A 19795-nucleotide genomic window follows, 5' to 3' on the forward strand; every position below is an offset into this window, starting at 1 on the left:
ATGGACGGGCGGCGGAGGACGGGGACGACGGCGGGGGACGACGACGGCGCGCGGTCGCTGACAGGCACGGGGTCGCTGGCAGGCACGGGGGTCAGCCCCGGCGCCGGGTACGGCCCGGCGCATCTGCTCGTGGGAGAGATCCCCGAGCCAGACAAGGACGCGCGCCACGACGGCGACGCCGCCGCCGAGCGCGCCCGCGCAGAACGGGCGGTCGAGGAGGTGGCCGCCGACCTGGAGGCGCGCGGCGCCAGGGCGGGCGGCGAGGCCCAGGAGGTGCTCGGCGCGCAGGCGCTGATGGCGCGCGATCCGAGCCTGGCCGTGGAGGTCGGCGAGCTCGTCGACCGCGGCGTGGCCGCCCCGCGCGCCGTCTTCGACGCGTTCGGCAAGTATCGGGACCTGCTCGCGGCGGCCGGCGGCTATCTGGCCGAGCGCGTGGCCGACCTCGACGACATCCGCGACCGGGTGATCGCCGTGCTCACCGGCCTGCCCATGCCCGGCGTGCCGACCGGCGCCGGCGAGCCGTTCGTGCTCGTCGCCAAGGACCTCGCCCCGGCCGACACCGCGCTGCTGTCGAAGGACGTGGTCGCCGCGTTCGTCACCGAGCAGGGCGGGCCGACCAGCCACACGGCGATCCTCGCCCGCTCGATGGGCGTGCCCGCCGTCGTTGGTTGCGCCGGCGCGACCGCGATCGCCCCCGGCACCCCCGTGCTGGTCGACGGCGCCTCGGGACAGGTGCTGCTCGCGCCCGGCCCGGCCCGCGTGGCCGAGGCCCGCGCCGCCGACGAGGCGCGGCGCGCCGCGCTCTCGGCGGCCACCGGCCCCGGCGCGACCGCCGACGGCCACCCCGTGCCCCTGCTCGCCAACATCGGCGGCCCCCGCGACCTGGAGAGCGCGCTGGCCAACGGCGCCGAGGGCGTCGGCCTCTACCGCACCGAGTTCCTCTTCCTCGACCGCGAGAGCGCGCCGTCGGTGAGCGAGCAGGAGGAGGCCTACCGGGCGGTGTTCGAGGCGTTCCCGGAGGGCCGGGTGGTGGTGCGCACGCTCGACTCCGGCGCCGACAAGCCGCTGGCGTTCCTGCCGCCTCCGGAGGAGGAGCCGAACCCGGCGCTCGGCGAGCGCGGCCTGCGCATGTTCCGCCGGTATCCGGAGATCATGACCGCCCAGCTGGGCGCGCTGGCCGGGGCCGCGGCGGGCGTCTCGGCCAAGGTCCAGGTCATGGCGCCCATGGTGGCCACCGTGGAGGAGGCCGAGTGGTTCGGCGAGGCCTGCCGTACGGCGGGGCTCGACGGCGCGGGCATCATGATCGAGGTGCCGTCGGCGGCGCTGCGGGCGGCGGACCTCATCCGGGCCGTCGACTTCTTCTCGATCGGGACCAACGACCTCACGCAGTACGCGCTCGCGGCCGACCGCCAGGTCAGCGCCGTCGCAGGGCTGCAGGATCCGTGGCATCCGGCGGTGCTCGACCTGATCGCGATGGCGGCCTCGGCGGCCACCGCGGCGGGCAAGGGCTGCGGGGTCTGCGGCGAGGCCGCGGCCGATCCGGTGCTCGCCTGCGTGCTCGTAGGCATGGGGATCACCTCGCTGTCCATGGGCGCCCCCGCGCTGCCCTGGGTGCGCGCGGCCCTGTCGCGGCACACGCTCGCGCAGTGCCGTGACGCCGCCGCGGCGGCGCGCTCGGCCACCTCGGCGCCGGAGGCCAAGGCGGCCGCCCGCGTGCGGCTGCCGGGCCTGGACGCGCTCGCGCTCTGACTCCTCGGCATGCCGGTTCCTGGCCCGGTCGCTGCCGGGGCACGGATACGGTAAAGAACGTGCCACGAATCAGACACGGTGTCGTCATGCTCGCCCTTCTCGCGACCGGGTGCTCGTCCGTGTCCCCCGCGGCCGTGTCACAGACCTCTGTGTCGTCGGCCGCGCCGTCGTCGTCGGAACCGTCGGCGGCACCGTCGCCGTCCGGGGCCGAGTCCCCGTCGGCGTCGCCCGAGGCCCGGCCCTCCGGCGGCCGGGCCGAACGGACGCTCGCGGCGATGAGCCTGCGGGACAAGGTCGCGCAGCTGTTCACCATCGTGGTCTGGGGCCCGAAGGCCGGGGCGGCGAGCAAGGAGAACGAGGCGCGGTACGGCGTGGCGACGCCGGCGGAGGTGGTGCAGAAGTTCCGTCCCGGCGGGGTGATCCTGTTCGACTGGGCGGGCAACGTCTCCTCCGCGGGCCAGGTCGCCGCGCTCACCACCGGCCTGCGCGAGGCGGCGGCCGGGTCGGGCGAGGCGCCGCTGATGATCGGCGTGGACCAGGAGAACGGCCTGGTCTCCCGGCTCAAGCCGCTCGTCACCAAGCTTCCCGGCGCGTCGCAGATCGGGGCGACCGGCAAGACGGCGAATGCGCGCGACGTCGCCAAGGTGACCGGTGCGGAACTGCGCGATCTCGGCATCTCGCTCGACTTCGCGCCGGTCGCCGACGTCAACATCAACCCCCGCAACCCCGTCATCGGCCCCCGCGCGTACGGCTCCGACCCGACGAAGGTGGCCGCGATGGTCGGGGCCGCCGTCGACGGCTTCCACGCGGCGGGCGTGGCCTCGGTCGCCAAGCACTTCCCCGGCCACGGGGACACCTCGGTCGACAGCCACTCGGGCCTGCCGGTCATCACGCACTCGAAGACGCAGTGGCGGAAGCTGGACGCGCCGCCGTTCCGCGCGGCGATCGAGCACGGCGTGGACGCGATCATGTCGGCGCACGTGGTGATGCCGAAGCTGGACCCGTCGGGCGAACCCGCGACGCTGTCCCCCCGCATCCTCACCGGCCTGCTTCGCGAGGAGCTCGGCTTCGACGGTGTGATCAGCACCGACGCGCTCGACATGGCCGGGGTGCGGAAGAAGTACGGCGACGCCGAGGTCGCCGTACGGGCCGTCCTCGCCGGGGCCGACATCCTCCTCATGCCGCCGAACCTGCCCAAGGCGCACGACGCGGTCCTCGACGCGGTGAAGTCGGGACGGATCTCCGAGCGCAGGATCGACGAGTCGGTGCTGCGGATCCTGCGGCTGAAGGACAGGCGCGGCGTCTTCGGGCCGATCCGCACCGATCCCGGCGCGCTGAGATCCGCCGCGCACCTCGAAATCGCCCATCGCGTCTTCGCCGCCGCCGGATGACCAGGCGGGCGGACCGCACGACCTAGTATTTGAGGCACGTCGGCTGGGAGGCGCGGTGCTCAAGGGTGTGCTGATCGACTGGGGCGGGGTTCTGACCACGAGCCTGGCCGAGTCCGTCGCGGAGTGGATCGAGGCGGACCGGATCGACCCCCGGCATTACCGGGAGGTGATGCGCGCCCTGGTCGCCCAGGCGTACCGGGCGGGCGCCGAGCCCGGCGCGGAGAACCCGATCCACGCGCTGGAGCGGGGCGAGATCCCCGTCCTCGAGTTCGAGCGCGCCCTGGCGGCCCGGCTGGTGACCCTCGACGGCGGACCGCCGGAGGCCGACGGCCTGCTGGCCCGGATGTTCGCCGGTTTCCGGCCGGTCGAGGAGATGAACGACATGCTGCGCCTGGCCCGCGCGGCCGGTCACAGCACCTGTCTGGTGTCCAACTCCTGGGGCGACCACTACGCGCGTGAGGGCTGGGAGGCCATCTTCGACGCGGTCGTCATCTCGGGCGAGGTCGGCATGCGCAAGCCCGAGGAGCGGATCTTCCACCACGCGCTCGGCCTGCTGGGGCTGGAGCCGGGGCAGTGCGTGTTCGTCGACGACATCGAGGCGAACATCCTGGCCGCCCGCGCGATCGGCCTGGTCGGCGTCCACCACGACGAGCCCGCAGCGACCATCGCCGAGCTGGAGCGCCTGTTCGGCCTGCCTCTCCGCGAAACCGGCACCGCCCGCCTGTAGCCCGAACCATAGAACCGAGTCGAGGAACGCATGCGCGTGTATCTGCCGTCCACGATTCCCGCGCTGGCGCGCGTCGTCGCCGCGGGAGAGCTGGGCCCGGCCCCGCTGACCGGCTTCGCGGTCACCCCCGCCCTGATCGAGTGGTACGTCTCGGGGGACACCGAGGAGCTGGAGTACGTCGCGCTGACCGAGGCCGCCCGGGCCTCCCTGCGCATGCTGGCCGCCGACCGCAAGGACGGCGTCGAGGTGGCCGCACGGCGGATCGTGATCGCGGCCGAGGTGCCCGACGAGACCGTGAAGGCCGGCGCCGACCTGGAGGAACGCGCCCGCGTCCGGGTGCTGGAGCCGGTCCCGCTGCGGCTGGTCGCCGCGGTGCACGTGGACGACACGGACGCGGTGCCGGACGTGGAGGCGGCGATCGCGGCGCTGCCGGCGGCCGACACCGGGGACGACGACGCGCGGTTCGTCGTCGACGGTGTGGAGGACCACGAACTGCTGTGGTACGCCACACAGGAGATCCCGGATCTGCTCACCTGACCCACGGCGTTCATGGATATGTCACACCCGGCGTCTAAGCTGGGAGGCGAGATGACACACATTGTTTGGGACTGGAACGGGACGCTCTTCCACGACATCGACGCCGTCGTCGGCGCGACCAACGAGCTCTTCCAGTCGTACGGCCTCGGGCCGTACGACGCGGAGGGCTTCCGCGAGGTGTACACCCGCCCCATCTGGGTGGCGTACGAGCGGATGCTCGGCCGGCCGCTGAGGGAGGGTGAGTGGGAACTGCTCGACGCGGGCTTCCACGATCACTACCACCGGCTGATGGATGCGTGCAGCCTCGCCGAGGGGGCGCTGTCGAGCCTGCGCGCCTGGGAGGAGTCGGGCCGCACGCAGTCGCTGCTGTCCATGTGGGGCCACGAGCGGCTGGTCCGCAAGACCGGCGAGTTCGGCATCGACGGCCACTTCACCCGGATCGACGGCTCGCGCTCGGCGACCGGCGGCCACAAGGCCGAGCACATGGTCGAGCACCTGCGCGCGCTCGGTGTCGACTCGGCGAAGGTCGTCGTCATCGGTGACAGCGTGGACGACGCCCACGCGGCCCAGCACGTCGGCGCCCGCGCGATCCTCTACACCGGCGGCATGACCAGGCGGTCGGAGCTGGAGGGCGTCGGCGTGCCCGTGGTCGACTCGCTGGCCAACGCCCTCGACCTCGTCTGATCTCAGCCACTCCCCAGGCGTTCCTCCTCCTCCAGCAGCCAGCGGGGCTTGGCCCTGCGTGGCGCCCGTGCGGTCGCGGATGCGTCGGCCTGGACGTGCCGCGGTGGAGGTAGCGCTATAGATGTAGCGCTATAGATGTAGCGCTGTGGATGCAGCGCTGTGGATGCAGCGCTGTGGATGCAGCGCTGTGGAGGTAGCGCTATAGATGCAGCGCTGTGGATGCGCCGCTGTGGATGCGGCGCCCGCCGTGTGCGGGCCGTACGCTGGGCACGATCCACACCGCACCCCCACGGAGGCCCCGATCAACCGCCTCGTTCTCTGGAACATCGACCTGACGCTCGTCGACGTCGCCATCGTCACCCGCGACGCCTACGCGGACGCGTTCCGGATGGTGACGGGGCGGCCGCTGGTGAAACTCGCACCGGCGCTGGGCCGCCCCGATTCGGAGATCATCTTCGAGACGCTGGCGGTCAACGGCATCGCCGTCGAGGACGACCACCTGCCCAGGTTCATCGACGCGCTGGCCGTCAGCTTCGCGGAGCGGCGCGGGCGGCTGGCCAAGGACGGCCGCGCGCTGCCGGGAGCCAAGGACGCGCTCAAGGCCGTCTCCCGCCTCGACGGCGTCGTGCAGTCGGTGCTCACCGGCACCATCAAGAGCAACGCCGTGCACAAGCTCAAGGCGTTCGGGCTGGACAAGTGGATCGACGTCGAGGTGGGCGGTTACGGCGAGGAGGTCTACCCGAAGGCCACCCTGCTGCAGGTGGCCCAGGGCCGGGCGAAGGCCCGGTACGGCGTCGCCTTCACCGCCGGCAACACCGTGCTCATCGGCGACTCCACCCGTGACGTCCAGGCGGCGAAGATCGGCGGCGCGGCCATGATCGCGGTGGTGTCCGGCCGGTCCACGGCCGCCGAGTTGCAGGAGGCGGGCGCCGACATCGTGCTGCCCGACCTGTCCAACCCCTCCGAGGTCGTCGCCGCCGTCGCCCGCCTCACCACCCCGGCCGACCGTACGGCCCGCTGACGCGGTTCCGGGCTCGGGGCGGGCAGGCCCGTCTCCGCGGGCTCCGCCGGGTGAAAGTTACACGTCGCATGCCACGGCGTCCGGCATCGGCGCTGCATGCCGGCGGCCGGCGCGCGGAGGGTTGCCAGGCGTTCCTCCGCAACGTGCAATGCGAGTGTCTGATCACGACCTTCTCCAGAGGAGATCACGTGCGTCACCGACTCGCAGCCCTGCTGATCCTCGCCACGGCCGTCGTCGTCCCGGCCGTGGCCTCGGCCGCCCCCGCGAGCGCCTCGACCCTCCAGCGCGTCTACTCCAGCCTGCCCTACTCGCTGTGCATCTCGTGGGGACAGTCGGGCTACCAGAACGGCCAGTGGGGCACCTGGTGGTGCAGCACGCATCAGCCGCAGAACGACCCCTCGAACCCCACCTACGACCTGTGGGCGTACGTGAACTGACTTGGGCCGTCCGCATGACCCGCAGGAATCGGGCCGCGACCTGCGCGCCGGGCCGCTCGTGTTCCCCCGGCGCGCTCGGCGCGGACTGAACGTTTCAGCGCCGTGGCCTGGTTCCTTTCGGCCGCCGATCGGCTCGCCGGGTCGGCGGGCGGTCGCGTTCACCCAGGTTGTGGCGGCCGTCGGCGCGGCGCACGACCGGTCACCGCGACGACGGCGATCCCACCGCGTCTCATCCGGTGAACTCCGCACCGGGCGACCGATCGCGACCGACCACGTGGTCACCTAATTTCGGAACGTGCGGCCGGCGGTGCGCGGCGTGGCGTGCCGGTGGCCTTCCCGCCCTCGGCCGGCACCCTGACGCGGGCGGCAGCCGCCCGTCGTCGTGTCCCGAAAGGACTTCCTGATGAGACGAAGTCTCGCCACCGTCGCGGCCACAGGACTGGCCACAGGACTGGCCACCGTGCTGGTAGCCGCCGGTGGAGTCGCCATGGTGACGATGCCGGCCGCGGCCGCCGCCGGTTGCAAGGTGACCTACAAGATCGTCAGCCAGTGGGGCGGCGGCTTCCAGGGTGACGTGGCCATCACCAACCTCGGCGACCCGATCGGCGGCTGGAAGCTGGAGTTCGACTTCCCCGACTCCGGGCAGAGGATCGCGTCCGGCTGGAACGCCACCTGGACGCAGTCGGGCGCGCACGTGACCGCCACCAGCATGCCCTACAACGGCTCCCTCGCCACCAATGCCACGGCCAGTGGCATGGGCTTCACCGCGAGCCTCACCGGCGCCAACCCCGTGCCCACCACCTTCTGGCTCAACGGCGCCATGTGCAGCGGACCCGTGCCCCTCAGCCCCAGCCCCAGTCCCAGTCCCAGCCCCAGCCCCAGTCCCACTCCGAGCCCGAGCGCGTCGCCGAGCCCAAGCCCGAGCCCGAGCGCGTCGCCGAGCCCAAGCCCGAGCCCGAGCGCCTCACCGAGCCCGAGCGTCACCCCCACGCCGGGCACGCCGCGCCCCGGCGTCGGACCGTGCACGCCGGGCGCGGCCTACCCCAACCCGCTGCCGTCGTCGTCGGTGACCGCCACCAAGATCCGGGACGGGTTCAACTTCCTGGAGGGCCCGGTCTGGGACTCCGCCTCCCAGACCCTGCTGCTGTCGCTCATGCGCGACGGCACCGGGTCGGAAGGCGTCCAGCCCTCGGACGTGCTGCGGTTCACCGAGCCGAACACCTTCGAGACCTTCATTCCCAACGCCGGCAGCAACGGCCTGGCCCTCACCCGGGACGGCGGCACCCTGCTGGCCGCGACACACGACCAGCGCAGTGTCTCCTCCTTCCACCTGCCCGACCGGACGCGCGGTGTGGTCGCCAACTCCTACCAGGGCCGCGCCTTCAACTCGCCCAACGACCTCACCGTCGGCGCCGACGGCACCGTCTACTTCACCGACCCCGACTTCCAGCGCGCCAACCGGGCCGACCAGATGTCCGGCCGCACCGGCGTGTTCCGGGTCAAGAACAACGTCGTCTCGCTGATCGACGACACCATCCGGGAGCCGAACGGCGTCGCGCTCTCCCCTGACGGCAAGACGCTCTACGTCGGCGGCAACGGCACGGGCCGGATCTACAAGTGGCCGGTCAACTCCGACGGCAGCGTCGGCACCCGCTCCGACTTCGCGTCCCTCAACGGTTCGGACGGCGTGACCATCGACTGCGCCGGCAACCTGTACCAGGCCTCCTTCAACGACGGCAAGGTCCACGTGTACGCGCCGTCCGGCGTGCAGCTCGGCACCATCTCCGCCGGGCAGAACACCACCAACGTCGCCTTCGGCGGCCCTGACGGTCAGACGCTGTACATCACCTCGGGCACGCCCTCCCGCGGCGGGAACACCGGCAATTTCGGCCTCTACCGGGTCCGGCTGAACGTCCCCGGCTGGCCGTACTGACCGTCACAGGGCCTCAACTTCCCAGGGCGTTGAGGAAGCGGGCGGCGGCCGGGGCGGCGACCTGCGCTCCGGTGCCGCCGCCCTCGACCACGACGGCGAAGGCCAGGTCGCCCTTGTAGCCGATGAACCACGAGTGCGTGGGCGGGTTCCCGCCGTCCTCGGCCGAGCCGTACTCCGCCGTCCCGGTCTTGCCGGCCGTGCCGGCGGGGAAGGAGACGCCACTCGCGGTGCCCTCACTGACGACGGCGGGCATGAGGCGGCGCAGCGCGGACACCACCGCGGGCTCCAGCGCGCGTGCGGGCGTGCCGCCCTCGGGGACGAGCGAGGCCGGGACCAGCCGGGGCGGCCGCCAGGTGCCCGCGGCGACGGCGCCGGCGACCGCGGCCATGTTCAGCGGGCTGGACAGGACGCGGCCCTGGCCGATGGCGGCGGACGCGAGATCGGTGTCGTCGTGCGGCGCGGGGAAGGCCGCGTCCACGGCGGGCACCCCGATCTTGATGCGGGCGCCGAACCCGAAGTCGGCGGCCACCTTGGCCAGGCGATCCGCGCCGAGGCGTCGCACCGCCATGTCGCCGAACGTCGTGTTGCACGAGTGGGCGAAGGCGTCGACGAAGCGCAGCGTGCCGTAGTCGTGGAACTCGGCGTTGTGGAACGGGAAGCCGCCGATCGTCTTCTCGGCCGGGCACTCGACGGTCTGGCCGGGTGTGACGCCTCCGGCGACCAGGGCCGACGCGGTCACGATCTTGAAGGTGGATCCGGGCGGGTACGCGCCGAGCAGGGCGCGGTTGTAGCCGCCCGGCTTGTTGACCGCCGCGAGGACCTCGCCCGTGGACGGGCGCAGCGCGACGAGCGACGCGGGCTTGTCCACACCCTCCAGGGCCTGCGCCCCCGCGCGGTGGACCCGCAGGTCGAGCGTGGTCGGCAGCGGCTTGCCGGGCTTCGCGCCGCCCTCGGCGAGCGTCACCACCTTCGAACCCGTCCGGGCGTCCACCAGGTCGGCCCGGGCGGACGCGGTGCCGTTCAGTCGGGAGCCGTACTGCTCGCGCAGCCCCTCCACGATCTGCTGCACGGAGCCGGGCGTGCCGGGTGTGTCGATGCGGGTGCCGTCGGCGGCCGTGACGGGGGCGCGCTCGGCGGGCACCGTGGTGAGCTTCGCCCGCAGGCCGCCGGTCAACCGGGGGTGGACCGCCGCCGGGGTCCAGGCCACCTTCCAGGAACGGTCGCGCTCGACCAGCCGCAGCCTCCCGTCGTAGGAGACAGGCAGCGGGCCGGTCAGCCGGGCACGGAACCGTACGGTCTCCTCCTGGACGGCCGTCACCTGGAAGCGCTGCCCGGTGAGCTTCAGGTCGTCGTGGAACCGCCGGTAGGTGCTTTCGAAGCCGGCCGGCGGATCGGCGGTGAGCGCGCGCATCGCCGCGTAGTCCGAGCGCGACCACGCCGCGAGGAAGTCCCGCGCGGTCTCCTCCGGTGAGCCCTTCGTGCGCAGCAGCCACACGGTGGCCCCCGCGGCCACCACCGGCACGAGCACCGCCGCCGTTATGTACGGCCAGCGCCTCCGCTCTCGCATGCGTCCCCCTTCGATCGAGTGCCCGCCAAGAGCAGCAGATGCGCCGGGAGTATGTCCAATATGGATATCAACGTGCTTCATGTGCGGTTCGGATATGCTCCCAGCTCGTGGACCTTGTCCGGCATCTCAGCTACTTCCTCGTCGTTACGGAAGAGCTGCATTTCGGGAACGCGGCCGCGCGGCTGGGGATGGCACAGCCGCCGCTGAGCCAGCGCATCAGGCGTCTGGAGGAGGAACTGGGCGTGCGCCTGTTCGAGCGGTCGAGCCGGCGGGTCGCGCTGACCGAGGCGGGCCGGCTGCTGGTGCCGGAGGCCCGTGAGATCGTCGCCCGAGTGGAGCGAATGCGCGATCTCATGTCCGACCTGGCGCGCGGCGATACCGCCGTCGTGCGGGCGGGCGTTCCCGCCGACCTCGGCGCCGCCGTGCTCGCCGCGCTCATCGCGGGGTTTCGCGACCGCCGCCCCGACGTACGGCTGTCGCTGACCGAGATGGGCACGGCCGCGCAGGTCGCCGCGTTGCTGGAGGGCAGACTCGACGTCGGCCTGCTGCGGCATCCGGTCGCCGCGAACGGCCTCGCCTACGGGCCGGTGCTCGTCCGGCATCCGGGCGTGCTCCTGGCCGAGGGCGACGAGCTGACCGCCTGGGCGACCGTGCACCTCGGCGACCTGGCCGGGCGGGATCTGGTGCTGTTCCCCCGGGACGCCGAGCCCGGCCTGTACGACGACACACTGGCCACCTGCCGCCGCGGCGGCTTCGTCCCGGCCGACATCATCCGCACCGACCGCGCGGAGTTCGCCCTCGGCCTGGTCCTGTCCGGCACGGCCGTCGCGTTCGGCGTCCCCGCGGACATGCCGGGCGTGGTGTGGCGGCCCCTCGCGGGCACGCCCCTGGCCTGGCGCTGCTCCCCGGCCTGGCGGGCCGAGCCGGGCCCGTACGTGCGAGACTTCACCGCCGTGGCCGTACAGGTGCTGAAGGGCAGCGCCGGGATGGTGGACGAAGGCGCTCCGCCTCCACCGCGGGTGGCGCCGCGCCCGGCGACCGGATTCCTCGCATGAACCCCGCGACGAACCCCGTGGAGCGCGTCTTCCGCAACGCGGGGGTCACCGGATGGCTGCACGCGGTCGACATCGACAGCGGGCGCGAGGTGGGCCTGCGGGACGACGAGCCGGTGGTGCTCGCGTCGGTATTCAAGGTGCCCCTGCTGCTCGAACTGCACCGCCAGGCCGAGAGGGGGCTGCTCGACCTCGCCGAGCGCGTCCGGGTGACGGCCGCGGACCGTACGGGCGGGGGCACCGGGCTGGCGGCGATGCTGGACGACGCCACACTGTCGCTGCGCGACCTGGCGTACCTGATGATGGCGGTGAGCGACAACGCGGCGGCCGACGTGCTGCTCGCCCGGGTGGGCCGGGAGGCGGTCAACACGCTGCTCGACGGCCTCGGCCTGACGGCGACCCGGGTGGTGCACGACTGCCGCGACATGCTCACCAGCCTGTGGGTGGACGCGGGCGTGGCCGACGAGTCCGCCGTGACCCAGGCGTGCGCCGACCCCGAGGTGGTGGCGCGGCTGCGCGCGCTCGACCCGGCGCGAAGCAACCGGAGCACGCCGCGCGAGATGACCCGGCTGCTGGCCATGATCTGGCGGGACGAGGCGGCGGGCGAGACCTCCTGCGCGGCGATCCGCCGCCTCATGGCGCTGCAGGTGTGGCCGCACCGGCTGGCCTCCGGTTTCCCGTTCGACGACGTCGCGGTCAGCGGCAAGACGGGCACGCTGCCGACGCTCCGCAACGAGGTCGGGGTGGTGGAGTATCCCGACGGCGGGCGCTACGCGGTGGCCGTGTTCACCCGGTCGCTCAGCACGGCGCAGAACCAGCCGCGCGCCGACGCCGCGATCGGGACCGCCGCCCGGACGGCGATCGACCAGCTCAGGACCCACATATGACAGACCCTTTCTATGTGGGCGGGAAGGGTGACATGCGGCTCAAGCGTGGCCAAGATGGGGGCATGGTCGAGGAAGGCGCTCTGCTCTGGGAACCGACGCCCGACGTCGTACGTGCGGCTCGTATCACCCGCTACCTGGAACGACTGGGCCGTACGGGGGACTACGAGGACGTGTGGAAGTGGTCGGTCGAGTCGCCGGCCGACTTCTGGACATCGATATGGGACTACTTCGGTGTGGTCGGTACACGTGGTGACGGGCCCGTCATCCAGGGAACGATGCCGGACGCCGAATGGTTCGCGGGATCGGCCCTGAATTACGCCGAGAACGCCCTGCGCGGCCACCCCGGCCGGACGGCGGTGATTTTCCGCAACGAATCGGGCAGCCGCTGGCAGTACTCGCTCGGCGAACTCCGCGAGGAGGTCGCCCGGGTCCGGGCGGGACTCGTACGGCTCGGTGTCGGGCGCGGCGACCGGGTCGCCGCCTATGTCCCGAACATTCCCGAGGCCCTCATCGCCTTCCTGGCCACCGCCTCACTCGGAGCGATCTGGTCCTCCTGCTCGCCCGACTTCGGCGCGCCCAGTGTGACCGACCGGTTCGCCCAGATCGAGCCGAAAGTGCTGGTCGCGGTGGACGGCTACCGCTACGGCGGCAAGGCGTACGACCGGTCGGCGGTGGTGCGCGAGATCGCCGGGAAACTGCCGACGCTGGAGGCGACCGTCTGGATTCCCACCCTCGGCGCCGATGCGGTCGATGACGGCTTGAGCTGGGACGACCTGCGCGCGGAGACCGCGCCGCTGGAGTTCGAGCGGGTGCCCTTCGGGCATCCGCTGTGGGTGCTGTACTCGTCGGGCACCACCGGCCTGCCCAAGCCCATCGTCCACGGTCACGGCGGGATCGTGCTGGAGCACCTCAAGTCGCTGTCCTTCCACCAGGACCTCGGCGAGGGCGATGTGTTCTTCTGGTACACCACCACCGGCTGGATGATGTGGAACTACCTCATCGGCGGCCTGCTGGTGGGGTCCACCGTCCTGCTGTACGACGGCAGCGCGGCCCACCCCGACACCGGCGCGCTGTGGCGGCTGGCCGCCGAGGAGGGCGTGACCTACTTCGGCACCGGCGCGCCGTACATCACGGCGTCGATGAAGGCCGGGGTGAAGCCGGAAGGGCTGGAGCGGCTGCGCGGGATTGGCTCGACCGGCTCGCCGCTGCCGCCCGAGGGGTTCGCCTGGGTCTACTCCGACGTGAAGCCCGACGTGCAGCTCGGCTCGTTCTCCGGCGGCACCGACGTGTGCACCGGGTTCGTCGGCGCGGTGCCGCTGCTGCCGATCCGGGCCGGCGTCATCCCGTGCCGCTGCCTCGGCGCGTCCGTCGAGTCCTTCGACCCCTCGGGCGCCCCGATCGTGGGCGAGGTGGGGGAGCTCGTCATCACCCGGCCGATGCCGTCCATGCCGGTCATGTTCTGGAACGACCCCGCGGGCGACCGCTACCGGGAGTCGTACTTCGCCGACTACCCGGGCGTTTGGCGGCACGGCGACTGGATCAAGATTCTCCCCGACGGCGGCTGCGTCATCTACGGCCGCTCCGACTCGACCCTGAACCGCGGCGGCGTGCGCATGGGCACCAGCGAGTTCTACCGCGTCGTGGAGCGCTTCGAGGAGATCGCCGACAGCCTCGTCATCGACACCGGGCAGCTCGGCCAGGAGGGCAGGCTGCTGCTGTTCGTCACCCTCGCCGACGGCGCGTCCCTGTCCGACGACCTGGTGTCCCGCCTGCGCACGGCCCTGCGCACCGAGCTGTCGCCCCGGCACGTGCCCGACGAGATCCACGTCGTCCCCGGCATCCCGAGGACGCTGTCGGGCAAGAAGCTGGAGGTCCCCGTACGGAAGATCCTGCTCGGCACCCCGGTCGAGAAGGCCGCCAACCCCGACGCCATGGCCAACCCCGAAGTCCTCTCCCACTTCGCGCGGCAGCAGTAGGTCGGCAACGTATATAAGTACACTTCTAAGAAGTCGACTTCTAAGAAGTGTACTTATACGGAGGTCTCGTGAAGCCTGCTCACATCTTCGCGCGGGATCGCGAGTGGGCCGCGCTGGCGGGATTCGCGGCGGACCCGGCGGACGAAATGCTGCTGGCCGTGGTGAGCGGGCGCCGCCGGCAGGGCAAGACGTTCCTCCTGCAGGCCCTCGCCGACGTGTGCGGCGGCTTCTACTTCGTGGCCGTCGAGTCCACGTCCACGGACGCCCTGCGTCAGTTCGGCACGGCCGTGGCCAACTACCTGGGCGTGCCGGGGACGCTCGCGTTCGCGCACTGGGACGAGGCGATCACCTACCTGCTCGACCACTGCCCGGACCGATTGATCGTCCTCGACGAGTTCCCGTACCTCATGAAGGCCGATCCCTCGATTCCCTCGATCCTGCAGCGGGAGATCGACGCGCGGGCGGCGCACCGCCGCACCGGCAGCAGGGTCCGGTTGGTCCTCGCCGGATCCGCCATGTCGGTCATGGGGAAACTCCTCGCCGGACAGGCACCGCTACGCGGGCGGGCGTCACTCGATCTCGTGGTGCAGCCGTTCGACCATCGTCTCGCCCGGCGATTCTGGGGCATCGAGGATCCGCGCGTCGCCCTGCAGGTGAACGCGATCGTGGGCGGCACGCCGGCCTACCGCACCCGGTTCGTGGGTGGCGAGGTGCCCGGAGACGATTTCGGCGACTGGGTCGTCCGGCGGGTGCTCAGCCTCGACACGCCGCTCTTCCGCGAGGCCCGATACCTGTTGACGAACGAGATGGAGATTCGGGACGAGGCGCTCTACCACGCCGTTCTCGGTGCGATCGCCGCCGGGAACAACACGCGGGGCGGCATCGCCGGGCACATGGAGCGCAAGGCGACCGACATCGCCCACCCGCTCGCCGTATTGGAGGACTGTCAGCTCATCCGCAAGGAGATGGACCCGATCCGGAAGCGCTCGCTGTACCGGGTCGCGGAGCCGCTGGTGACGTTCTACGAGGCGATCATGCGGCCGGCCTGGAGCCTGCTGGAAAGGGGATGGGCCGACCGGGTGTGGCAGGCGGCCAGCCCGAGGTTCACGTCTCAGGTGGTGGGCCCGCACTTCGAGCATGTGTGCCGGGAGTTCGCACTCGCCCACGACTGGAACGGCGAGTTCGCCGTCGAGGTCGCCGCGGGGGTCGCACCGGGCGGTGGCAAGGGGCAGAACATCGAGGTCGACGTGATCGCCCTGGCGCCTCAGGACAACCACACACGCCGGCTTCTGTCCGTGGGCGAGGCGAAGTGGTCGGAGATCATGAACATGGGTCACCTGAAGCGCCTGGAACAGGCCAGGGACCGACTGCACACGCGCGGGCTCGACACCCGCGACACGGTGCTCGCCCTCTACAGCGGCGCCGGATTCGACCCCGCACTTATTGACGCCGCAGCTCGCGACTCCCGGGTCCTGCTGGTCGACCTGCCCATGCTGTACGGCTCAGGGTGAGGCTGGTCCGGCGGATGTGGCCCGGACGAAGCGCTCGCCCCATTCGCGGACGTACGCGACGAACTCCGGCGGACCGAGCACCTCGAACTCCGCGCCCACGTTGCCCAGCGCCTGGACCGGCCAGTCCAGGGAGGACGAGGTCATGGTGAGCAGACAGCTGCCTTCGTCGACCTCTTCGACCCTGCCCCACTGCCCGGCCGTCGTACGCACCCGGGCGGCGGGCGCGTGCACGAGCGCCTTGACCGTGTGCGGCTCGGGCACGCCGCCGGCCGCTCTGACGAACGCCGCCGCGTCCGGGGCGGGCAGGTCGCGCGGGCGGAAGCGGGCCCCCGTGGGCCGCGCCCGCGTCAGGCGGTCGAGCCGGAAGCTGCGCCAGTCCTGCCTGGTCAGGTCGTAGGCGACCAGATACCAGCGGCGGCCGAGGGTCACCAGCCGGTACGGCTCGACCTCGCGCCAGGAGGGCTCGCGCCCCCGCGCGGCGTAGGAGAAGCGCAGCCGCTCCTCGTCACGGCAGGCCTGGGCGACGGTGGTCAGCACGTCCACGGTGACGATTGGCTCCGCCGAGTTCGCGGAGACCATCGCCTCGCGCAACACGTCCACGCGGCGGCGCAGCCGGGGCGGCATGACCTGGACGACCTTGGTGAGGGCGCGGATCGCGGACGCCTCCATGCCGGTGATCGCGCTCCGCGCCGCCTCGCCCATGCCGACGGCGAGCGCGATCGCCTCATCCTCGTCGAGCAGCAGCGGCGGCAGTACGGCGCCGGGCGCGAGCTGATATCCGCCGTCCGTCCCGCGTGAGGTGTGCACCGGATATCCCAGCTCCCGCAGCCGGTCGACGTCACGGCGCAGCGTCCGTTCGGAGACGCCGAGCCGGTCGGCCAGCTCCCCGCCCGCCCAGCGGCGGTGGGTCTGCAGGAGGGACAGCAACCGGAGGGTGCGCGAGCTCGTGTTCGCCATGGTTCCAGTCTGTCGGCACTTCCGGTCAGGAAGTGGCCGGAAGCCTCCCTAGCGTGGATCTCGAAGCCCCACCCCGGAAGGAACCAGTAATGATCAGTCGTGAGATCCGCTTGACCGCGCCCGTCACCGGCGAGCCCGGCCCCGGCAACTTCACGCTCGCCGAGACCGAGGTGGACGGCGAGGTCGTCGTCAGGACCGACTACGTGGGCCTGGCCGCGACATACCTGGAGCTGATGCGGGCCGACTGCCGGATCCCGGTGCCCGCCTGGCGGCCCGGTGATCGAGTGGGCGCCGCCGTCGCGGGCACCGTGATCGAGTCCGGCAGCCCGGATCTCGCCGTGGGCGACCTGGTGCAGTCGATGACCGGCTGGAGCGAATACTCCGCGGGCCTGGCCGGGCAGTACGTCAAGCTCGACCGTGCGCAGTTCCCCGACCCCTCCTATCACCTCGGTCAGGGCGTGACGGCCTACTACGGGATGGCCGACGTCGCCGCCGTCGGGGAGGGCGACGTGGTGTTCGTCTCGGGCGCGGCCGGCGGGGTCGGCTCGCTGGCCGGGCAGATCGCCACGTGCAGGGGCGCGGCAAGGGTGATCGGCAGCGCGGGCAGCCCGGCCAAGGCCGCCTACCTGGTCGACGAGCTCGGCTACGACGCCGCCTTCGACTACCACGACGGCCCGGTGGCCGACCGGCTGCGCGAGCTCGCGCCCGAGGGCACCACGGTCTTCTTCGACGTCGTGGGCGGGGAGCAGTACGACGCGGCGGTTCAGGTGGCGCGGCACGGCGCCCGCTTCGCGCTGTGCGGCTCCCTGTCCCACCAGCTCGGCGGCGGTGCCGACCGCTTCCCGGAGCCGGACCCCGCGGCGGCCGAGGCCAGGGGCGTCGAGCTGCTGCCGTTCTCCTGCCACCACACTCCGGAACAGGTGGCGGCCTGGCGCGAGCACTTCACCCGATGGCTGGCGGAGGGCCGGTTCGTCTTCCCGCGGACGGTCGTCGAGGGCGGCATCGAGGAGGTGCCCGGAGCGTTCCTGTCCATGCTCAAGGGCTCCTACCGGGGCAACGTCGCGGTGCGGCTGGCGTGAGCGTGCTCTCGCGGCGCGCGCTCAACCGGGCGCTGCTGCGGCGGCAGTTCCTGACGGAGCGCACCGGCCGCACCGTGCTGGAGGTCATCGGGCATCTGGTCGCGATGCAGGCCCAGGAGCCCAACTGGCCCTACGTCGGACTGTGGAGCCGGATCGACGGCTTCACCCAGGCCCGGCTGGGCGTCCTGCTGGAGAGCCGGATGGTGGTGCGCTCGGCGTTGCTGCGCAGCACCCAGCATCTGGCCGTGGCCGACGACTTCCGCCGGTTCCGGCCGGTGCTGCAACCGGTTCTCGACCGTACGGCGAGCACGTCGTATTTCAGGAAGGCGAGCGGGAGGCTCGACACCGCCGCGCTCACGGCGGCCGGAGCGGAGATCCTGGCGGGCCGGACCCTGCCCCGGCGTGAGCTGGCCCGGCTGCTGACGCTGCGCCATCCCGGCCGGGAGGGGAGGATCCTGGCCGGGGAGGTGGAGCTGAGGACCCCCCTGGTCCACACCCCCGCGACCGCGATGTGGGGCCGCTGGGGCACCCGGAACGCCATCTCCGTCACCCGGGCCGAGGACTGGCTCGGCGCGCCCATGGAACCGGCTCCGGTGCGGGACCTCGTACGCCGCTATCTGGCGGCGTACGGCCCGGCGGGTGTCATGGACATGCAGGCGTGGTCGGGGCTGACGCGGTTGCGCGAGGTGGTCGACGCCATGCGCGGCGAGTTGCGCCGCTACCGCGACGCCGAGGGCAGGGAGCTGTTCGATCTGGAGAGCGCACCGGAGCCGCCCGACCCCGAAACGCCCGTTCCCGTACGGTTCCTGCCCGCCTTCGACAACCTGCTGCTCGGCCACGCCGACCGGACCCGCGTGATCGGCGACGCCGATCGGAGACGGGTGATGCCGGGCGCGGCGAGGGTGCTGCCGACCTTCCTCGTGGACGGGTTCGTCCACGGCAGCTGGTCGGTCAAGGACGGCACCCTGCGCATCGTCCCGTTCCGGCCGCTGGGGGCGGCCGGGACGAGCGCGGTGACGGAGGAGGCCGAACGTCTGCTGCCGTTCCTCGGGGCCGGCGACGTCGCGTACGGGTGAAGGAACCGGTCAGGGGACGAGGGCGTACGCCCGGACGGGGAAGGTGCCCATGCCGGCAACGGCGACGGGCGCCGCGTGGACACGGAACCCGGTGTGCGGCAGCCGGTCGAGCCCGCGCAGGTGCTCGATGATCGGAACACCCGCGCTGAGCAGGGCGGTGTGGGCCGGGCGCAGGCCGTCGGCCATGTCGTCGATGTTGACGCTGTCGATGCCGACGACGGCCGGTTGCCGCTCGGCCAGCAGCGCGGCCGCGTCCGCCGCCAGGAAGGGGTGGTCCGGGTCGCCGTAGGACGGGCCGCCCCAGTGCCTGTCCCAGCCCGTACGCAGCAGGACCGCGCGCCCCGTGACGTCGTGGCCCTCGAACGCGTCGGCGCCGATGCCGCGCCGGGAGGAGCCGGAGGCGTCGATCAGCAGACCGGGGAGGTCGACCAGCCGGGCCAGGTCCACCTGGGCCAGGTCGTCGCCGTCCGCGAGGCGGTGGAACGGCGTGTCGAGGTATGTGCCGGTGTTCGCCACCATCGTGATGCGGCCGATGTGGAACTCGGTGCCCGGGGCGTAACGGCCGCGGGAGTCCTCGCGCGTCAGATAGTCGCCGATCTCCGGCCCGGGCACGCCCGGATAGGTGTGCATGCCGTGCCGGACCACATGACTGAGGTCGACGACGCGGCTGCGCGGGTGAGATGTCACGTCGATCACCTTATGTGATCAGGACGACGTCGCCAGGACGCGTTCGTACGCCTCCCGCAGCAGCCGGGACGCGCGCGGGCGATCGGTATCGGGACGGGGGACGCCCAGGTGCTCCTCGCGCAGCTCGTCCATCAGGTCGTCCCAAAGGGACGGGCCGCCTTCCTCCAGCAGCCGCGCCCGGATGGCCAGGGCGGGGGTCGTCGGCCGGTGCCGCAGCCCCCACGAGCCGAGCGCGACCATGACGGGAACCGTCTGGATGCCGGCCTCGGTGAGGCTGTAGGTGCCCCGCCGTCCCCGCCCCGCGTCCTCGTGGGTCAGCAGGCCATTGGCGACGAGGGCCTTGAGGCGGCTGCTGAGGATGTTCGACGCGATCCCCTCCTCGGAGTTGGTGAGCAGGTCACGGAAGTGCCGGCGCCCGCCGAAGATCACATCCCGCAGCACGATGAGGCTCCACTGGTCTCCGAGCGCCTCCACCGCCGCGTTGATCGCACAGCCCGATCGCGGTCCTTCTCGCACGGCCACTC

Annotated in this window: 18 protein-coding genes; 14 read left to right on the top strand and 4 right to left on the bottom strand. The window is 72.3% G+C overall.

Going from position 1 to position 19795, the window contains the following annotated elements; translation table 11 throughout:
• The 8 genes from ptsP (at nucleotide 1) to AB0J39_RS02295 (ending at nucleotide 8479) form a co-directional block, all read left to right on the top strand.
• On the top strand, nucleotides 1–1749 hold the full coding sequence (gene ptsP, locus AB0J39_RS02260; protein ID WP_363460916.1) for a phosphoenolpyruvate--protein phosphotransferase: 1749 nt from the start codon (nucleotides 1–3) through the stop codon (nucleotides 1747–1749).
• A gap of 59 nt (nucleotides 1750–1808) precedes the next feature.
• Nucleotides 1809–3140: a beta-N-acetylhexosaminidase gene (gene nagZ, locus AB0J39_RS02265; protein ID WP_363460918.1), complete on the top strand. Its 1332-nt coding sequence runs from the start codon at nucleotides 1809–1811 to the stop codon at nucleotides 3138–3140.
• Nucleotides 3141–3195: 55 nt separating this feature from the next.
• Entirely contained in the window at nucleotides 3196–3867 is a 672-nt protein-coding gene (locus AB0J39_RS02270; RefSeq protein WP_363460920.1) for an HAD family phosphatase, read from the top strand.
• A 30-nt stretch (nucleotides 3868–3897) separates the two neighbouring features.
• Nucleotides 3898–4404, top strand: coding sequence for a hypothetical protein (locus tag AB0J39_RS02275; RefSeq protein WP_363460922.1), 507 nt, complete (start codon nucleotides 3898–3900; stop codon nucleotides 4402–4404).
• Nucleotides 4405–4455: 51 nt separating this feature from the next.
• Nucleotides 4456–5088 (top strand): HAD hydrolase-like protein, encoded by a 633-nt coding sequence (locus AB0J39_RS02280; RefSeq protein ID WP_363460924.1) that lies wholly within the window; start codon nucleotides 4456–4458, stop codon nucleotides 5086–5088.
• Between the two features lie 301 nt (nucleotides 5089–5389).
• The gene (locus AB0J39_RS02285) at nucleotides 5390–6109 is read left to right on the top strand and encodes a haloacid dehalogenase-like hydrolase (protein WP_363461053.1); all 720 of its coding nucleotides are present in this window, start codon (nucleotides 5390–5392) and stop codon (nucleotides 6107–6109) included.
• A 188-nt stretch (nucleotides 6110–6297) separates the two neighbouring features.
• A complete protein-coding gene (locus AB0J39_RS02290) occupies nucleotides 6298–6546 on the top strand; it encodes a hypothetical protein (protein ID WP_150930351.1) in 249 nt (82 codons plus the stop codon).
• Nucleotides 6547–6949: 403 nt separating this feature from the next.
• Nucleotides 6950–8479 (top strand): SMP-30/gluconolactonase/LRE family protein, encoded by a 1530-nt coding sequence (locus tag AB0J39_RS02295; protein WP_363460926.1) that lies wholly within the window; start codon nucleotides 6950–6952, stop codon nucleotides 8477–8479.
• Nucleotides 8480–8492: 13 nt separating this feature from the next.
• On the opposite strand, the gene AB0J39_RS02300 is transcribed toward AB0J39_RS02295, so the two are convergent.
• On the bottom strand, nucleotides 8493–10046 hold the full coding sequence (locus AB0J39_RS02300) for a penicillin-binding transpeptidase domain-containing protein (RefSeq protein WP_363460928.1): 1554 nt from the start codon (nucleotides 10044–10046) through the stop codon (nucleotides 8493–8495).
• 107 nt (nucleotides 10047–10153) lie between these two features.
• Here AB0J39_RS02300 and AB0J39_RS02305 point away from each other — a divergent pair, with 107 nt between their 5' ends.
• From AB0J39_RS02305 to AB0J39_RS02320, 4 genes are all read left to right on the top strand, one after another.
• Nucleotides 10154–11101: a LysR substrate-binding domain-containing protein gene (locus AB0J39_RS02305; protein WP_363460930.1), complete on the top strand. Its 948-nt coding sequence runs from the start codon at nucleotides 10154–10156 to the stop codon at nucleotides 11099–11101.
• Complete coding sequence (locus AB0J39_RS02310) at nucleotides 11098–11985, top strand: serine hydrolase (RefSeq protein WP_363460932.1); 888 nt, start codon at nucleotides 11098–11100, stop codon at nucleotides 11983–11985. The genes AB0J39_RS02305 and AB0J39_RS02310 overlap by 4 nt, the downstream gene beginning before the upstream one ends.
• Nucleotides 11986–12047: 62 nt before the next feature.
• The gene (locus AB0J39_RS02315) at nucleotides 12048–13961 is read left to right on the top strand and encodes an acetoacetate--CoA ligase (protein ID WP_363460934.1); all 1914 of its coding nucleotides are present in this window, start codon (nucleotides 12048–12050) and stop codon (nucleotides 13959–13961) included.
• 68 nt (nucleotides 13962–14029) lie between these two features.
• A complete protein-coding gene (locus tag AB0J39_RS02320; RefSeq protein ID WP_363460936.1) occupies nucleotides 14030–15472 on the top strand; it encodes an ATP-binding protein in 1443 nt (480 codons plus the stop codon).
• Here AB0J39_RS02320 and AB0J39_RS02325 read toward each other — a convergent pair.
• Entirely contained in the window at nucleotides 15464–16429 is a 966-nt protein-coding gene (locus AB0J39_RS02325) for a YafY family protein (protein WP_363460938.1), read from the bottom strand. The genes AB0J39_RS02320 and AB0J39_RS02325 overlap by 9 nt on opposite strands.
• A gap of 89 nt (nucleotides 16430–16518) precedes the next feature.
• Between AB0J39_RS02325 and AB0J39_RS02330 the strand changes: the two genes are divergently transcribed.
• Both AB0J39_RS02330 and AB0J39_RS02335 read left to right on the top strand, forming a co-directional pair.
• Nucleotides 16519–17508, top strand: a complete 990-nt coding sequence (locus tag AB0J39_RS02330; RefSeq protein WP_363460940.1) for an NADP-dependent oxidoreductase — start codon at nucleotides 16519–16521, stop codon at nucleotides 17506–17508.
• Nucleotides 17505–18584 (top strand): winged helix DNA-binding domain-containing protein, encoded by a 1080-nt coding sequence (locus AB0J39_RS02335; protein WP_363460942.1) that lies wholly within the window; start codon nucleotides 17505–17507, stop codon nucleotides 18582–18584. The genes AB0J39_RS02330 and AB0J39_RS02335 overlap by 4 nt, the downstream gene beginning before the upstream one ends.
• Before the next feature lie 9 nt (nucleotides 18585–18593).
• On the opposite strand, the gene AB0J39_RS02340 is transcribed toward AB0J39_RS02335, so the two are convergent.
• Nucleotides 18594–19271, bottom strand: a complete 678-nt coding sequence (locus tag AB0J39_RS02340) for a cyclase family protein (protein WP_363460944.1) — start codon at nucleotides 19269–19271, stop codon at nucleotides 18594–18596.
• Between the two features lie 18 nt (nucleotides 19272–19289).
• Nucleotides 19290–19787, bottom strand: a complete 498-nt coding sequence (locus tag AB0J39_RS02345) for a helix-turn-helix domain-containing protein (RefSeq protein WP_363460946.1) — start codon at nucleotides 19785–19787, stop codon at nucleotides 19290–19292.
• Nucleotides 19788–19795 lie beyond the last annotated feature (8 nt).

The organism is Microbispora sp. NPDC049633 (assembly GCF_040675265.1).
GTDB classification, from domain to species: Bacteria; Actinomycetota; Actinomycetes; order Streptosporangiales; family Streptosporangiaceae; genus Microbispora; species Microbispora maris.

What these genes read in the sequence shown, in the direction of transcription:
- AB0J39_RS02295 (WP_363460926.1), top strand. Translation starts at nt 6,950, where the DNA reads ATGAGACGAAGTCTCGCCACCGTCGCGGCCACAGGACTGGCCACAGGA.
- AB0J39_RS02275 (WP_363460922.1), top strand. Translation starts at nt 3,898, where the DNA reads ATGCGCGTGTATCTGCCGTCCACGATTCCCGCGCTGGCGCGCGTCGTC.
- AB0J39_RS02280 (WP_363460924.1), top strand. Translation starts at nt 4,456, where the DNA reads ATGACACACATTGTTTGGGACTGGAACGGGACGCTCTTCCACGACATC.
- AB0J39_RS02300 (WP_363460928.1), bottom strand. Translation starts at nt 10,046, where the DNA reads ATGCGAGAGCGGAGGCGCTGGCCGTACATAACGGCGGCGGTGCTCGTG.
- AB0J39_RS02330 (WP_363460940.1), top strand. Translation starts at nt 16,519, where the DNA reads ATGATCAGTCGTGAGATCCGCTTGACCGCGCCCGTCACCGGCGAGCCC.
- ptsP (WP_363460916.1), top strand. Translation starts at nt 1, where the DNA reads ATGGACGGGCGGCGGAGGACGGGGACGACGGCGGGGGACGACGACGGC.
- AB0J39_RS02315 (WP_363460934.1), top strand. Translation starts at nt 12,048, where the DNA reads ATGGTCGAGGAAGGCGCTCTGCTCTGGGAACCGACGCCCGACGTCGTA.
- AB0J39_RS02310 (WP_363460932.1), top strand. Translation starts at nt 11,098, where the DNA reads ATGAACCCCGCGACGAACCCCGTGGAGCGCGTCTTCCGCAACGCGGGG.
- AB0J39_RS02325 (WP_363460938.1), bottom strand. Translation starts at nt 16,429, where the DNA reads ATGGCGAACACGAGCTCGCGCACCCTCCGGTTGCTGTCCCTCCTGCAG.